At 59.9% G+C, this 14,651-nt stretch carries 16 protein-coding genes and 2 pseudogenes; 9 read left to right on the forward strand and 9 right to left on the reverse strand.

Annotation, left to right across the window (positions count from 1 at the left end; all coding sequences use genetic code 11):
* The first annotated feature begins 20 nt into the window (after positions 1-20).
* The 3 genes from LJU29_RS18725 (at position 21) to LJU29_RS18735 (ending at position 2,348) form a co-directional block, all read left to right on the forward strand.
* On the forward strand, positions 21-377 hold the full coding sequence (locus LJU29_RS18725) for a 4a-hydroxytetrahydrobiopterin dehydratase (RefSeq protein WP_005754980.1): 357 nt from the start codon (positions 21-23) through the stop codon (positions 375-377).
* A 453-nt stretch (positions 378-830) separates the two neighbouring features.
* Positions 831-1,010, forward strand: a complete 180-nt coding sequence (locus LJU29_RS18730; RefSeq protein ID WP_005754983.1) for a hypothetical protein — start codon at positions 831-833, stop codon at positions 1,008-1,010.
* 138 nt (positions 1,011-1,148) lie between these two features.
* On the forward strand, positions 1,149-2,348 hold the full coding sequence (locus tag LJU29_RS18735; RefSeq protein WP_257111046.1) for an MFS transporter: 1,200 nt from the start codon (positions 1,149-1,151) through the stop codon (positions 2,346-2,348).
* A gap of 259 nt (positions 2,349-2,607) precedes the next feature.
* On the opposite strand, the gene arfB is transcribed toward LJU29_RS18735, so the two are convergent.
* The 8 genes and pseudogenes from arfB to LJU29_RS18775 all read right to left on the reverse strand — a co-directional run bounded on the left by arfB (position 2,608) and on the right by LJU29_RS18775 (position 9,691).
* Complete coding sequence (gene arfB / locus LJU29_RS18740) at positions 2,608-3,021, reverse strand: alternative ribosome rescue aminoacyl-tRNA hydrolase ArfB (RefSeq protein ID WP_003314723.1); 414 nt, start codon at positions 3,019-3,021, stop codon at positions 2,608-2,610.
* Positions 3,022-3,052: 31 nt separating this feature from the next.
* Positions 3,053-4,433, reverse strand: a pseudogene (locus LJU29_RS18745) (amino acid permease).
* A 270-nt stretch (positions 4,434-4,703) separates the two neighbouring features.
* Positions 4,704-5,930 (reverse strand): 23S rRNA pseudouridine(2605) synthase RluB, encoded by a 1,227-nt coding sequence (gene rluB / locus LJU29_RS18750; RefSeq protein ID WP_005781848.1) that lies wholly within the window; start codon positions 5,928-5,930, stop codon positions 4,704-4,706.
* A gap of 184 nt (positions 5,931-6,114) precedes the next feature.
* Complete coding sequence (locus LJU29_RS18755) at positions 6,115-6,306, reverse strand: DUF1289 domain-containing protein (RefSeq protein WP_003314720.1); 192 nt, start codon at positions 6,304-6,306, stop codon at positions 6,115-6,117.
* A gap of 271 nt (positions 6,307-6,577) precedes the next feature.
* Entirely contained in the window at positions 6,578-7,351 is a 774-nt protein-coding gene (gene scpB / locus LJU29_RS18760; protein ID WP_005754992.1) for an SMC-Scp complex subunit ScpB, read from the reverse strand.
* 15 nt (positions 7,352-7,366) lie between these two features.
* Entirely contained in the window at positions 7,367-8,185 is an 819-nt protein-coding gene (locus LJU29_RS18765) for a segregation and condensation protein A (protein WP_002554455.1), read from the reverse strand.
* A complete protein-coding gene (locus tag LJU29_RS18770; RefSeq protein WP_002554456.1) occupies positions 8,185-8,814 on the reverse strand; it encodes an L-threonylcarbamoyladenylate synthase in 630 nt (209 codons plus the stop codon). Before LJU29_RS18770 ends, LJU29_RS18765 begins: the two co-directional genes overlap by 1 nt.
* Before the next feature lie 13 nt (positions 8,815-8,827).
* On the reverse strand, positions 8,828-9,691 hold the full coding sequence (locus tag LJU29_RS18775) for a PHP domain-containing protein (RefSeq protein WP_005754998.1): 864 nt from the start codon (positions 9,689-9,691) through the stop codon (positions 8,828-8,830).
* A gap of 65 nt (positions 9,692-9,756) precedes the next feature.
* Here LJU29_RS18775 and LJU29_RS18780 point away from each other — a divergent pair, with 65 nt between their 5' ends.
* From LJU29_RS18780 to LJU29_RS18805, 6 genes are all read left to right on the forward strand, one after another.
* Positions 9,757-10,353, forward strand: a complete 597-nt coding sequence (locus LJU29_RS18780; protein ID WP_002554458.1) for a septation protein A — start codon at positions 9,757-9,759, stop codon at positions 10,351-10,353.
* Between the two features lies 1 nt (position 10,354).
* Entirely contained in the window at positions 10,355-10,654 is a 300-nt protein-coding gene (locus tag LJU29_RS18785; RefSeq protein WP_057454713.1) for a YciI family protein, read from the forward strand.
* Between the two features lie 143 nt (positions 10,655-10,797).
* Positions 10,798-11,211 carry an SH3 domain-containing protein gene (locus LJU29_RS18790; RefSeq protein WP_005755002.1) on the forward strand — a complete coding sequence of 138 codons (414 nt, stop codon included), beginning with the start codon at positions 10,798-10,800 and terminating at the stop codon, positions 11,209-11,211.
* 7 nt (positions 11,212-11,218) lie between these two features.
* Positions 11,219-11,896, forward strand: a complete 678-nt coding sequence (locus LJU29_RS18795; protein ID WP_057454712.1) for a response regulator transcription factor — start codon at positions 11,219-11,221, stop codon at positions 11,894-11,896.
* A 109-nt stretch (positions 11,897-12,005) separates the two neighbouring features.
* The gene (locus tag LJU29_RS18800; protein ID WP_257111047.1) at positions 12,006-12,491 is read left to right on the forward strand and encodes a Spy/CpxP family protein refolding chaperone; all 486 of its coding nucleotides are present in this window, start codon (positions 12,006-12,008) and stop codon (positions 12,489-12,491) included.
* A gap of 86 nt (positions 12,492-12,577) precedes the next feature.
* Positions 12,578-13,927 (forward strand): sensor histidine kinase, encoded by a 1,350-nt coding sequence (locus LJU29_RS18805; protein WP_060407152.1) that lies wholly within the window; start codon positions 12,578-12,580, stop codon positions 13,925-13,927.
* On the opposite strand, the pseudogene LJU29_RS18810 reads toward LJU29_RS18805, so the two are convergent.
* Positions 13,928-14,488, reverse strand: a pseudogene (locus tag LJU29_RS18810) (nitroreductase family protein).
* Positions 14,489-14,651 lie beyond the last annotated feature (163 nt).

Consider the following 14,651-nt stretch of genomic DNA (forward strand, 5'->3'; position numbering starts at 1 on the left):
CTGAAAAGGAAACCCTGTTTATGAGTACCTTGAATCAAGCCCATTGCGAAGCCTGCCGAGCAGACGCCCCACAAGTCAGCGAAGCCGAGCTGCCGGAACTGCTCAAGCAGATCCCCGACTGGAATATTGAAGTGCGCGACGGCGTCATGCAGCTGGAAAAAGTATTCCTGTTCAAGAACTTCAAATTCGCTTTGGCGTTCACCAACGCGGTCGGCGAGATTGCCGAGGCTGAAGGCCACCATCCAGGCCTGCTGACCGAATGGGGCAAAGTGACGGTGACCTGGTGGAGCCACTCGATCAAAGGCCTGCACCGCAACGATTTCATCATGGCCGCGCGCACTGACGAAGTGGCCAAGGATGCAGAAGGCCGAAAATAAAATGTTCAACGGGCCGCGGACCCTGCTCACGCGGTCTGGCCCAATGAAATCAAGCTCGTCAGCGCCTCGCGAGATAAAAAGCCGGACAGTAAAAAAGCCATTTTGTTTCACAATCAGGGCAATCGGGGTAAAAAAATATCCTGATTGTCATTTTCGGTGGGTTATCCTGCGCAGGCTTTTTAAAGCACGGTTCTATCTGCAACCCCTTGCGAGGAGCGACGACGATGCATGAAATCCCTAACTTCCCACCAGGCCAACAGGAACCACAACAGTCGACCCTGGCTCAACAGGAGCTCGGTCAACCTGTCGCAATGAAAGCAGCACCCTCGGCTCAAGACAGCCAGAAAGCCGGAAGCAAAGACTGAAGGCGATTGTTTTCAGGCGTATCGAAAAACGGTTCTGCCGATTTTCAATACGCCTGGAAAACCAGTAACAGGCAAACAGCAGATTTTTATGAACGACTTCACTGAAACGCAAGCCAATGCCCTGATTGGCACCGCCGAGAAAATGATCGAAATCTGGTCACGCCTCAGCCCGGAAAAACAGAGCGCCCTGCTCGCCCGTTTCGGTACTCAGGAAAACGCCTTGGCCGCCCTCGTGACCACACAGCTTGTAGCCCCGGCAAACAAATAATCCTCCATTCGCCGTTTATTTCACTTCGTTGCACCTGCATGACGCGATGCGTCGGTATGATAAGCACTTCGAGAGCTTGCTAAGGGTTTTCCCCTGCCCGCTCGAACGCCATACCCGCATAGAATGAAAGCCTGCCCCATGCCCGAGACACAGCAAACCACGCCGCAAACCCCTATGGCTGTTACCCAAACCGTCATTTCCATTGTGATGTTCACGTTTATCGGCTACCTGAATATCGGTATTCCGCTTGCCGTACTGCCAGGCTACGTCCACAGCGATTTAGGCTTCGGCGCGGTTATCGCAGGCCTGGTGATCAGCGTGCAGTACCTGGCGACATTGATCAGTCGACCATGGGCGAGCCGTATCATCGACAATCTAGGCAGCAAGAAAGCCGTGCAGATCGGCCTGACCGGCTGCGGGCTGAGCGGTGTGTTCATGCTGGTGCCGGTCTGGCTGGACAGCTGGCCGATGACGAGCCTGATCATTCTGCTGATTGGCCGGGTGATTCTCGGCAGCGCGGAAAGTCTGGTAGGTTCGGGCTCGATTGGCTGGGGCATCGGCCGGGTCGGCGCGCAGAACACTGCCAAAGTGATCTCCTGGAACGGTATCGCCAGCTACGGCGCTCTGGCCATCGGCGCACCGCTGGGTGTCTGGATGGTTGACTCACTCGGGTTGTGGACAGTAGGTGTCAGCATCATGCTGCTCTGCGCGCTGGGCCTGTACCTGACCTGGCACAAGCAGGCCGCACCGATTGTGCCAGGTGAACGGCTGCCCTTCATGCACGTACTGGGGCGAGTGTTTCCACACGGCATGGGCCTGGCGCTGGGCGGCATCGGCTTCGGCACCATAGCCACCTTTATCACCCTGTATTACGCGAGCAACCACTGGCCGAATGCGGCGCTGTGTCTGACCCTGTTCGGTGGCAGCTTCATCGCGGCGCGCCTGCTGTTCGGCAACCTGATCAATCGTCTGGGAGGCTTTCGGGTAGCGATTGTCTGCCTGTCAGGGGAAAGCCTGGGGCTGTTGCTGCTGTGGGTGGCCCCCACTCCGGAGCTGGCACTGGCTGGCGCGGCGTTGACCGGTTTCGGGTTCTCGTTGGTGTTTCCCGCGCTGGGCGTGGAAGCTGTGAACCTCGTCCCTGCCTCCAGCCGAGGCGCTGCGGTCGGTGCTTACTCGCTGTTCATCGACCTGTCCCTGGGCATCACCGGCCCACTGGCAGGCGCGATTGCCGCAGGCTTCGGCTTTGTCTCGATCTTCCTGTTTGCGGCGCTGGCGTCACTTACCGGACTGGCGTTAAGCGTCTATCTGTACAAGCAGACGCAGGTATTGCGCCACTGATGATCGGTTCCGGTCATCGTTCCCACGATCCAGAACGGCATGCGACGCGGAGCGACGCGCGATAGTTGGGATTATCGTTCCGCACGCTCCAGCGTGGGAATGCAGGTCTCGACGCTCTGCGTCGCCGAGAGGACGCAGAGCGTCCGGAAAGGCATGCGACGCAGAGCGTCGCACGATATTCGGGCTGATCGTTCCCACGCTCCCGCGTGGTAACGCCGTTCTGGACGCTCTGCGTCCGATCTTGAAGGGCCAGCCGTACTCAGAAATCCACTTTCCCGCGTCCGGCCTTGATCGAGCCGCGTTTGCTCTTGGACTCCAGGCGGCGGGTCTTGGAACCCAGGGTCGGCCGTGTCGGGCGGCGTTTCTTTTCGACTTTGGCGGCGTTGACGATCAACTCGCTCAAGCGCAATAACGCGTCGGCGCGGTTCTGTTCCTGAGTGCGGTATTGCTGGGCCTTGAGCACGATCACACCATCGCTGGTGATGCGACTGTCACTCAACGCCAGCAGCCGCTCCTTGTAGAACGGCGGCAGCGACGAGGCGTTGATGTCAAAACGCAAATGCACGGCGCTGGAGACCTTGTTGACGTTTTGCCCACCCGCGCCTTGGGCGCGAATGGCCGTCAGCTCGATCTCGGCGTCCGGCAAATGAACATTGTTGGAAATCACCAGCATCGGGGCATCTTCTTTTCTGCAACAGGCACGGTTATTTGCCAGTCTCGGCATTCATGACAACGCTACGCCTGTTCTTGGCCCGATAACACACCCACATGACCGCCAGCCAGACCGGTATCGCATAAACCGATATCTGGATGCCGGGAATCATCAGCATGATGCCGAGGATAAACAGCACAAACGCCAGACACACGTAGTTACCGTAGGGATACCACAGCGCCTTGAACAGCGGCACTTGGGCGGTGCGGTTCATGTGCTGGCGGAATTTCAATGACCAGCGTGGCCACTACCAGCGACATCAACAGCTCCAGCGCCTGCTGCGGCACGAAGTAATTGAGCAGAACCGCCACCACGGTCACCGCGGCAGACGCAAAGATAGCCTTGACCGGCACCCCGCGCCTGTCGACCTGCGCCAGCGCTTTGGGCGCATCGCCCTGCTCGGCCATGCCTACCAACATGCGGCTGTTGCAATAAGTGCCGCTGTTATAAACCGACAGCGCTGCAGTCAGTACCACGAAGTTCAGGATATGCGCCGCCGCATCGCTACCCAGCATCGAGAACACCTGCACGAACGAGCTGCCGCTATAGGAGTCACCCGAGGCATTGAGGCTGGCCAGCAGGCTGTCCCAGGGTGTCAGCGACAACAGCACCACCAGTGCGCCGATGTAGAAAATCAGGATGCGGTAGATGACCTGATTGATCGACTTGGGGATCACGGTCTTCGGCTGTTCGGCCTCGGCAGCGGTGAAGCCGAGCATTTCCAGACCGCCGAACGAGAACATGATGATTGCCAGCGCCATGACCAGCCCGCCGACACCATTGGGAAAGAATCCGCCATGCTCCCAGAGGTTGCTGACCGACGCCTGCGGGCCGCCACTGCCACTGACCAGCATGTAACTGCCCAGCGCGATCATGCCGATAATCGCCACCACCTTGATGATCGCGAACCAGAACTCGGTCTCGCCGAACACCTTGACGTTGGTCAGGTTGATGGCATTGATCAGAATGAAGAACGCAGCCGCTGAAACCCAGCTCGGGATGTCCGGCAGCCAGTAATGAATGTACTTGCCGACAGCAGTCAGCTCCGACATACCGACCAGGATGTACAGCAGCCAGCAATTCCAGCCGGACAGGAACCCGGCGAAACCGCCCCAATAATTGTGGGCAAAATGGCTGAACGACCCGGCGACGGGTTCTTCGACGATCATCTCGCCAAGCTGGCGCATGATCATGAAAGCGATGAAGCCACAAATCGCATAACCGAGAATCATCGAAGGCCCGGCCGATTTCAGCACGCCCGCCGACCCGAGAAACAAGCCAGTGCCGATAGCGCCGCCCAGAGCAATCAGCTGAATGTGCCGATTCTTCAGACCTCGCTTCAATTCACCCGAGGGTGCAGTTGTTTCACTCATTCGATAGCTACCTGATTGTTCTTGTTCTGTGACCGAAAAGGACCTGCCGCGCTTGTGACGCAACAGAATTGCAGCACCCCGGACGGGTGATCCGAAGTATTGAGCAGCAATGATTCACAGAAAAAAGCGCGGCATTGTACACCTGCATCCAGGTTGAGGTTGAAACAGGGAAATGAATGCAGCGGGGCTGTATGACAAGGTTTTTCACATCGCCAAAAACGACAACGCCAGCCCTGGGGGCTGGCGATGCCATTCATTCACACCACAGGATCACTCAGGCTTGCGACGACCGAAGCCAGGACGCTGACCCGAACCTGCCGGTGGACCGCGACGCTTGCCTGACGGCGCATCGTCGTTGACCAGCTTGATGCCGACACGCTTTGGCCCAGGCTTGGCCGGGCGCTTATTCATCTCGCTCGGACGCTCGGCGACCGGTGTGCCACGGCTGTTGTCTGCCGGACGCGGTGCACGCGAACCGGGCTTGCCCGAGTCCTTGCGCGGCGAAGGACGCTGCGTGGAGTCGCCGCCACGCGGACGATCACGTTCGCTGCCGGTAATTTGCGGCTGACGCGGTGCGCGATCGCCGGTCGCCGGAGCGCCAGCAGCCGGACGCAAGGTGCGAACGCGCTCGCCTTTGCCCAGGGGGCGCGACGATTGACGCTGCAGACGTTCCATCTTGTCTTTGGTCTTGGCATTCATCTGCGGCTGGGCCACAGGTTGCAGACCGACTTCGGCCGCCAGAATGTCGACTTCGTACTGGCTCATTTCGCGCCAGCGGCCCATCGGCAGGTCGGAGTTGAGGAACACCGGCCCGTAACGCACGCGCTTCAGACGGCTGACCACCAGCCCCTGGGATTCCCAGAGACGGCGCACTTCACGGTTACGACCTTCCATTACCACGCAGTGATACCAGTGGTTAAAGCCTTCGCCGCCCGGTGCCTGCTGGATATCGGTGAAACGTGCCGGACCGTCTTCAAGAATCACACCATTCTTGAGGCGCAGCAGCATGTCGTCATCGACTTCGCCACGTACACGAACCGCATATTCGCGGTCCATTTCAAACGATGGGTGCATCAGACGGTTGGCGAGCTCACCGTCAGTGGTGAACATCAGCAGACCGGTGGTGTTGATGTCGAGACGGCCGATGTTGATCCAGCGACCCTCTTTCGGGCGCGGCAGACGATCGAACACGGTCGGACGACCTTCAGGGTCGTCACGGGTGCAGATTTCGCCATCGGGCTTGTTGTACATGATCACGCGGCGAACCGTTTCGGCTGCTTCTTCGCGCTTGATGACGCGACCATCGACACTGATGGCGTCATGCAGGTCGACGCGTTGACCGAGGGTCGCGTCCTTGCCATTGACCTTGATGCGGCCTTGGGTAATCCAGGCTTCTACGTCACGGCGTGAACCCACGCCAATGCGCGCCAGAACCTTCTGCAGCTTTTCGCCTGCGGGTCCGATTTCCTGGCTGTCCTGCTTGTCTTTTTCACTCATCTGGGCACCTCCCGGTGTGTCGAATCAGGGCTGGCCGAGAACCGGCAAGACCTGTGCCCGGCACGCTGTGGATAGCGGCAGGGCGAAATACTTGAAAGCCCGGGCGACACTTGATCGCCGAGGGTCGGCCATCATACGCCCCTGCGCCGGTTTACGCATCCAGCGTCAGTGGCAAATGCCCGAATCACTTCTTCTTTTTACGACCGGCGGTCTTGAGCTTCGCCAGCCGCTTGGCGGACTCATCGAGTACCGTGCGCTTGTCATCCTTGTCGAGTTTCTTCCAGGACTTGATTTCACGCTTGCTGCGGCCACAGCCCAGGCAGATGTCATCATCGAACTTGCACAGGCTGATGCAGGGGTTCTTGGTCGAACTCATGGGCAGCGGTTCTCATGGCGAGGGATATCGTATGTGACTCTGGTCAGGCGTATGAATTCGACCGAAGTGCGCTGCACGCTCCAGGACGAGGTATCAAGAGGACGCAGAGCGCTCATGGCTACATACAGGTCTTGTGGGAGCGAGCTTGCTCGCGAAAGGGCCCTTACAGAATCCGAAAATAGCGAGCCTGCACCATCGCCTTCGCGAGCAAGCTCGCTCCCACGAGACTTGCGTATCACGCTGAACGCTTCAGCGTGGGAGCGATAGTCAATCAGACCTCATCGTCGCCTTTGTCGTCTTCAGACTCTGGCTCTGGCTCCGCCCGCAGCAGGTCGTCGAAGTCGGTCTTGAGGCCCTGCTCCATCGAATCCAGTTCCACCAGCAGGCTGCGGAAGCTGGTTTCGTCGCGAGGTGCTTCGGGTTCCGCTTCCGGATCGAGGCTGGCGTCTGCCAGGGCCTGCAGGTGCGCGGGTACGGGGGCGTCTTCGAAATCCAGGACCGGCTCGGTTTCCATCTCGCGCAGGTCGGCCAGCGGCGGCAGCTCGTCCAGGCTTTTGAGGTTGAAGTGATCCAGAAACCCCTTGGTGGTAGCAAACATCGCCGGCTTACCGGGCACGTCACGATAGCCCACCACCCGAATCCACTCGCGTTCCAGCAGGGTCTTGACGATGTGGCTGTTCACCGCAACACCGCGCACGTCTTCAATTTCGCCCCGCGTGATCGGCTGGCGATAAGCGATCAAGGCCAGGGTTTCCAGCATGGCGCGGGAGTAACGCTGCGGCCGTTCTTCCCACAACCGTCCGACCCATGGGGAGAACCGGTCACGAATCTGCAGGCGATACCCCGAAGCGACTTCCTTGAGTTCGAAAGCACGCCCCTCGCAAGACTTACGCAGCACATCCAGCGCTTTTTTGAAAATCGGCGGTTCGGGACGCTCGCCCTCTTCGAACAGCTCATACAGCCGCTCCAGTGTCTGCGGCTTTCCGGAGGCCAGCAGAAAGGCTTCAAGCAACGGGGCCAGTTCACGCGGTTCGTTGAGGTTCATGGGTGTGTTCTTGCTCTACTCGGCTCGCGCCCGGACATGGATCACCGCAAAGGGCTCGTTTTGGACCAGCTCGACAAGGGATTCCTTGACCAGCTCCAGCACCGCCATAAATGTCACGACCACGCCCAGACGACCTTCTTCTGCGGTAAACAGCTCGGCGAACGGTACAAAACCGCTGCCCTTGAGACGTTCCAGCACGTCGCTCATGCGCTCACGCGTCGACAGCGCCTCGCGGCTGACCTGATGGCTTTCGAACATGTCGCCGCGGTGCAGCACTTCGGCCATCGACATCAGCACTTCTTCAAGACTGACATCCGGCAGCAACTTGCGCGCACGGGCTTCGGGGGCGTCCAGTTTCGGCACGATGACATCGCGGCCGACCCGGCTCAAGCCATCTATGCCTTCAGCAGCGGCCTTGAAGCGCTCGTATTCCTGCAAGCGGCGAATCAGCTCGGCGCGCGGGTCGCCTTCTTCCTCTTCGACTTCCGCCGAGCGCGGCAGCAGCATGCGCGACTTGATCTCAGCCAGCATTGCGGCCATGACCAGGTATTCGGCCGCCAGCTCAAGGCGCACGGTTTTCATCAACTCGACGTAACCCATGTACTGCTTGGTGATCTCGGCCACGGGAATATCGAGGATATCGATGTTCTGTTTGCGGATCAGGTACAGCAGCAGGTCGAGCGGCCCCTCGAACGCTTCAAGAAAGACCTCAAGCGCATCGGGCGGGATGTACAGGTCCAGCGGCATCTGCGTGACCGCACGCCCGTAGACCAGCGCGAACGGCAGCTCCTGCTGGGCGTCTGCCTGGCTGTCGACGGACTCGACGACGGTCATTAAGCGCGTTCACCGAACGGCGTTGGATCACCGCAGCCAACCCGAACCACTTCTGGCTCTCCGCCAGCCAGGTTGATGACTGTGGACGCCGAAATACCGCCGATCCCGCCATCAATGATCAGGTCCACCTGATGCTCGAGAATCTGGCGCATCTCGTAAGGATCGCTGAGCGGCACAGTGTCACCCGGCATGATCAGGCTGACGCTCATCAGCGGCTCGCCCAATTGCTCGAGCAAGGCCTGGGCAATGGGGTGGCTCGGCACGCGCAGGCCGATGGTGCGGCGCTTGGGGTGCAGCACCAGGCGCGGCACCTCGCGAGTGGCGTTGAGAATAAAGGTGTACGGCCCCGGCGTATGCGCCTTGAGTGCGCGGAAAGCGCCGGTGTCGACCTTGGCAAAAAGCCCCAGTTGCGACAGATCGCAGCACATCAGGGTGAAGTTGTGCTTGTCGTCCAGCTGACGCAGACGGCGGATACGCTCGATGGCGCTCTTGTCACCGATCTGGCAACCCAGCGCATAGGACGAATCTGTCGGGTACACCACCAGCCCGCCGGCTTTTATGATTTCCGCGGCCTGTTTGATCAGGCGCGGCTGCGGGTTTTCCGGATGGACCTGGAAAAATTGACTCACGGTAACTTCCTGTTCAGACGGCGGCGGTAGGCTGTTCATGTTTGAATCTGCACCACAAAGGCGGTAGATCTTCAGGCACGGGACGATAAGTGCCGATCTCGCCCCAGTTGCCAGGACCGTGGAAGTCGCTGCCGGCAGTAACCAGCAGACCGAACTCGCGTGCAAGGATGGCAAGGGTCCCGACCTGATCGGCAGGCTGCATGCCATTGACCACTTCTATGGCGTGCCCACCGGCCTGGACGAAATCGCCGACCAGTTTACGCCGTTTACTGCGAGTAAAGTCATAATGTGAAGGATGCGCGAGGCTGACCCATGCACCCGATGCCCGCAAGGTGGCGACGGTTTCTTCCAGCGTTGGCCAGTGCTGCTTCACATCGCCCAGTTTGCCAGCACCCAGCCATTTGCGAAACGCCTCGGCGCGGTCCTTGACGAAACCTGCGCGCACCATGAAGTCAGCAAAGTGTGGACGCGCAGGCGCATTACCGCTGTCACCCAGCTCCTGCTGGATCGCGCGAGCACCTTCCAGCGCGCCAGGCATACCTTTGATCGCCAATTTGCGGCTGATTTCTTCAGCACGCAGCCAGCGTCCCTCATGCAAACGGCTGATAGCTTCAGTCAGCGCCGGGGCCTGGGTATCGAATCCATAGCCCAGAATATGGATGGTCGCACCGCCCCAGGTGCAGGACAGCTCCACCCCGTTGACCAGCTGCATGCCCAATGAATGCGCTACCGCGCGGGCTTCTTCAAGCCCTTCGAGGGTGTCGTGGTCGGTCAGCGAAAGGACGCGCACGCCGTTTTCATGAGCACGGGCAACCAGTGCCGTGGGCGAGAGCGCCCCGTCGGAAGCGGTGCTGTGGCAGTGCAGGTCAACATTCATAGTGGTGCTTTCGTGTTCATTGATGTTTGTTATTATGCCGCCACATCCTGCTTCTGGCTGCCATTGTGAAACAATTCATCGACTTCATCCCGCTGCTCCTGTTTTTCATCGTTTACAAAACCGAGCCGCGTGCCGTGGATATCCTCGGCAATACCTATATGGTAGGCGGCATTTTCAGCGCAACGGCGATGCTGATCATCAGTTCGGTGGTGGTCTACGGCATTCTTTACCTCAAACAGCGCAAGCTGGAAAAAAGCCAGTGGCTCACACTGGTCGCCTGTCTGGTGTTTGGCAGTCTGACACTGGCCTTCCACAGCGAAACCTTCCTGAAATGGAAAGCCCCGGTGGTCAACTGGCTATTTGCCGTGGCTTTCGCCGGCAGTCATTTCATCGGTGACCGCCCGCTTATCCAGCGCATCATGGGCCACGCATTGACCCTGCCAGCGGCAATCTGGACCCGGCTCAACATCGCCTGGATCGTATTCTTCCTGTTCTGCGGCGCGGCCAACCTGTACGTGGCCTTCACCTATCAGGAATTCTGGGTCGACTTCAAAGTATTCGGCAGCCTGGGCATGACCCTGATCTTCCTGGTCGGCCAGGGGATCTACCTGTCACGCCATCTGCACGACACCGCACCCAATACGACCAAATCCGAGGACTGACATGCTCTACGCAATCATCGCCACCGACGTCGAAAACTCGCTGGAAAAACGCCTCAGCGTGCGCCCGGCACACCTTGAGCGCCTAAACGCGCTCAAGGATGAAGGCCGTCTGGTGCTGGCCGGTCCACACCCGGCAGCCGACAGCAACGACCCGGGTGCTGCCGGTTTCAGCGGCAGCCTGATCGTGGCCGAGTTTGAATCGCAAAGCGACGCCAAGGCGTGGGCCGAAGCCGATCCATATGTTGCGGCAGGCGTTTATGCCAATGTCGTGGTCAAGCCATTCAAGCTCGTCCTGCCCTGATCACCTCCTCTGACACCCTTACGCGCTCTGCATCAACCGAGGCAGAGCCGTATTGAACCCCGCCTCTTGCTCATCCTTCCTGACACCCTGCCGATACCCTGCTCAATGTGCGAATTTATACGGCTCGGTAAAAGGGAGTTCAGATGCGTTCAGGTACGTGGTTTCTGTTGGCAGTTTTGATGGCGACAGGGTTTCAGGTGAACGCCGAGACGGTCAATGAGAGCGGCGCAGTGCAGCCTTTGCACCTGCCCAGCCCCGCCAATCAGATTGCCGACCTTCAGTTGCGGCTCAAGGACAGCGAGCGTCAGCGCGACGAGCTGACACGGCAGTTGCAAAACGTCGATCCGGAACGCGACAACGCCTTGTTGACACGTTTGCGCCAGGAGAACCAAAAGCTCAAGTTGCAGCTCAAAGAAGCACCGTCGGCAGCGCCTCCTCGCTTGCTGACCGAGCAACAACAATGGTTCGTCGCAGGCGGTGGCGTTGCGATGTTCGCCCTTCTGTGCGGTATATTGGTCAGCGGTTGGCGTAGGCAACGTCGGCAGTGGCTAAATTGAGTGAGTCATGAGCGAGCTGTTACTAATTGATGATGATCAGGAGCTGTGCGAACTGCTGAGCAGTTGGCTGAGCCAGGAAGGCTTTCAGGTGCGCGCCTGTCACGACGGGGCCAGTGCGCGTCAGGCTCTGGCCGATGCAGCTCCGGCGGCCGTGGTGCTGGACGTAATGCTGCCTGATGGCAGCGGCCTGGAACTGCTCAAGCAATTGCGCAATGACCACCCGGACCTGCCGGTGGTCATGCTCTCGGCACGCGGCGAACCGCTGGACCGCATTCTGGGACTTGAACTGGGCGCTGATGACTACCTGGCAAAACCCTGCGACCCGCGTGAGCTCACCGCCCGCCTGCGCGCCGTGCTGCGTCGCAGTCACCCGGTGGCGTCGTCTACGCAACTGGAACTGGGTGACCTGACCTTCAGCCCGATGCGCGGCGTGGTCAGTGTCGACGAAAAGGAACTGACCCTCACCGTCTCCGAAAGCCGTCTGCTTGAAGCACTGATGCGCCAGCCCGGCAAACCACTGGACAAGCAAGAGCTGGCGCAACTGGCGCTGGGCCGCAAACTGACGCTCTACGACCGCAGCCTGGACATGCACGTCAGCAACCTGCGCAAGAAAATCGGCCCTCACGCTGACGGTCGTCCACGCATCGTCGCCCTGCGCAGCCGCGGCTATTATTATGCTTTGTAAGCAACTGCCCCCTTACACAAGCTTTACCAAGCGCTGACTGCGCTTGACCTTGATCTCCCTAAACTGGGCTCATCGGCATCGAGCCGCACTAGAGACAAGGAGATACACAATGCGCAAGACCCTGATCGCTTTGATGTTTGCCACTGCCCTGCCGACCATTGCCATGGCCGCACCACCAGCGCCACCTGCTGGTGGCCCGGATGCTGACGCACCTGCCATGCACATGGATCGCGATGACCGCGGCCCTGGCCCTGGCCCACGTATGGATCGCTGCCCTGGCCCGATGGGACCGATGGCTGAGCTGGACCTGACACGTGAACAGCGTCAGCAGATCGAACGCTTGATGCGCGAGCAACGGCACGATCGCCGCGAAATCACTCAAAGCTACCTGGAAAAAATGCCTGCTGCCGACCAGAAAGCAATGCACGACGAAATCGAAGCCAAACGCTCCAAGACCGACAGCGAAGTTCGTGCACTGCTGAGGCCTGATCAGCAGAAGCTGTTTGACGAAATCAAGAAGAAAGAAGATGAGCGTCGCGCCGAATGGGCCGAGTTCAAGGCCTGGAAAGCAGCAAAAGCGGCAAAAACGCTGTAATCATCAGGCCTCGCGGCCCGATGAGCTGAACACAACCCGGCATGCACGCGCATGCCGGGCTTTTTTACTGAGACCGAGGAAATCCCGTGCGTTCATTGTTCTGGCGAATCCTGGCCAGCTTCTGGCTGGCCATCGCTCTGGTAGGCGGCCTGTCGGTGCTCATGGGGCACATGCTCAATCAGGATGCGTGGATCCTCAGTCGTCACCCGGTGCTCAACTCGTTGCCCGAGCAGTGGACGCAACGCTTCGAGGACAAGGGCGCGGATAACGCTCAGGAATTTCTTCAGGACATCAAACGTCGCAATCGTATCGACACACAAGTGCTCAGCGACAGCGGCGAGCCTATGGTGCGTGGCACTTTCCCGCCGCGCGCAGCCGCGCTGGAAGCTCGACAGCAGGCCGACGAGGACCAGGGCCGCAAACTGCCCTGGCGCCGCCTGGCCACTGAATACAGCAGCCCGAAAACCGGTGAAACGTACCTGTTCATCTACCGCGTTCCACACCCGGAGCTCGACGAGTGGCACCGCCAGAGCCTGATGTGGCCGCTGAGTGCGCTGGGCATTGCGCTGGTGGTGCTGACCCTGTTCAGCCTGTTCGTGACGCTGTCGATTACACGACCGCTGAGTCGCCTGCGCGGTGCAGTGCATGATCTGGGGCAGACCAGCTATCAACAGCACAGCCTCGGCCAACTGGCCAATCGGCGTGACGAATTCGGCGTACTGGCCAAGGACTTCAACCGCATGGGCGCGCGCCTGCAAAGCCTGATTGGCAGTCAGCGTCAGTTGCTGCGCGATGTGTCTCATGAATTGCGCTCACCGCTGGCCCGATTGCGCATCGCCCTGGCGCTGGCTGAACGTGCGGAGCCTGCCGAGCGTGAAAAGCTCTGGCCACGGTTGGGTCGTGAGTGTGACCGGCTGGAGGCGCTGATCAGCGAGATCCTGGCCTTGGCGCGCCTCGACGCCGAGCTTCGCGGCCCTGAGCCTGTCGACCTCGAAGCGCTGCTGCAGCGCCTGAAGAACGACACCCAACTGGACGGTATCGACCAGAACATTCGCGTAGAGGTGCAGGACAACCTGCAGTTCAAAGGCTGGCCGGACATGATCGAACGTGCGCTGGACAACCTGCTGCGCAACGCGCTGCGCTTCAACCCCTCCGGTCAGCTCATCGATCTGCAGGCAACTCAGGTCGGCGATCACGTCCGTTTGAGCGTCCGCGATCATGGCCCGGGGGTTGCCGACGAGCATCTGGCACAACTGGGCGAGCCGTTTTACCGCGCCCCCGGCCAGACCACGCCCGGTCACGGCCTGGGGCTGGCGATCGCCAAACGCGCAGCGGAGCGACATGGCGGCACCCTGATGCTGGGCAATCACCCGGAAGGCGGGTTTATCGCCACGCTGGATCTGCCCAGAGAGCCGCTCAGTTTATCGTCTGTCTGATCAGCCCTGCCACTCGCTGACAAACCCGCCCACATCGACTTTCGGCGCTTCGCGCGGCGGGTTCAGCGGGGTGCCCAGGTACAGAAAGCCGAGCACTTCTTCGCCGGCTTCAAGGCCGAAGCCCTTGGCCACCTGCGGCGCATAGGACAGCTCGCCAGTCCTCCAGACCGCACCGATACCCAGTGCATACGCTGCCAACAACACGCCATGTGCGGCGCATCCGGCGGTGATCCGCTGTTCCGAGTGCGGGACTTTGAAGTGGTCCTGCAAGCGCGCGATCACGACCACCACCAAGGGTGCGCGCAACGGTCCCAGACGGGCCTTTTCCAGCGCCTGCGGAGTAACTTCACCACCACTTTGCTGCAGCGCTTCCACCAGCAGCTCGCCCATGCGCTCACGGGCCGGGCCTTCGACGGTCAGGAAACGATAAGGCTTGAGCTGTCCATGATCCGGTGAGCGCAGCGCCGCACCGAACATGATTTACCGCTGCGCAGCATCCGGGGCCGGGTCGACCAGTCGCGGAACCGATACGCGATTGAGCAAAACGTCGAGCGCCTGCATGGACTGTCTCCTTGAAAAGTGATCGAGCATTCTAGAGCCTGTTTACCGTCAATAACGAGTGCGACGGACAATTCGTTACCTCTGCGCTCGCAGCCGGTCCTCGGCGGCGCCGGTTTACATGCCCTCAAGCGCAGGTAGAATGGCGCCTTTCCTCACACCAGCC

Source organism: Pseudomonas ficuserectae, from assembly GCF_024584585.1.
Classification (GTDB): domain Bacteria; phylum Pseudomonadota; class Gammaproteobacteria; order Pseudomonadales; family Pseudomonadaceae; genus Aquipseudomonas; species Aquipseudomonas amygdali.

Excerpts from the sequence above, each read along its gene's own strand:
- LJU29_RS18725 (WP_005754980.1), top strand. The coding sequence starts at position 21 with ATGAGTACCTTGAATCAAGCCCATTGCGAAGCCTGCCGAGCAGACGCC.
- LJU29_RS18730 (WP_005754983.1), top strand. The coding sequence starts at position 831 with ATGAACGACTTCACTGAAACGCAAGCCAATGCCCTGATTGGCACCGCC.
- LJU29_RS18735 (WP_257111046.1), top strand. The coding sequence starts at position 1,149 with ATGCCCGAGACACAGCAAACCACGCCGCAAACCCCTATGGCTGTTACC.
- arfB (WP_003314723.1), bottom strand. The coding sequence starts at position 3,021 with ATGCTGGTGATTTCCAACAATGTTCATTTGCCGGACGCCGAGATCGAG.
- rluB (WP_005781848.1), bottom strand. The coding sequence starts at position 5,930 with ATGAGTGAAAAAGACAAGCAGGACAGCCAGGAAATCGGACCCGCAGGC.
- LJU29_RS18755 (WP_003314720.1), bottom strand. The coding sequence starts at position 6,306 with ATGAGTTCGACCAAGAACCCCTGCATCAGCCTGTGCAAGTTCGATGAT.
- scpB (WP_005754992.1), bottom strand. The coding sequence starts at position 7,351 with ATGAACCTCAACGAACCGCGTGAACTGGCCCCGTTGCTTGAAGCCTTT.
- LJU29_RS18765 (WP_002554455.1), bottom strand. The coding sequence starts at position 8,185 with ATGACCGTCGTCGAGTCCGTCGACAGCCAGGCAGACGCCCAGCAGGAG.
- LJU29_RS18775 (WP_005754998.1), bottom strand. The coding sequence starts at position 9,691 with ATGAATGTTGACCTGCACTGCCACAGCACCGCTTCCGACGGGGCGCTC.
- LJU29_RS18785 (WP_057454713.1), top strand. The coding sequence starts at position 10,355 with ATGCTCTACGCAATCATCGCCACCGACGTCGAAAACTCGCTGGAAAAA.
- LJU29_RS18790 (WP_005755002.1), top strand. The coding sequence starts at position 10,798 with ATGCGTTCAGGTACGTGGTTTCTGTTGGCAGTTTTGATGGCGACAGGG.
- LJU29_RS18795 (WP_057454712.1), top strand. The coding sequence starts at position 11,219 with ATGAGCGAGCTGTTACTAATTGATGATGATCAGGAGCTGTGCGAACTG.
- LJU29_RS18800 (WP_257111047.1), top strand. The coding sequence starts at position 12,006 with ATGCGCAAGACCCTGATCGCTTTGATGTTTGCCACTGCCCTGCCGACC.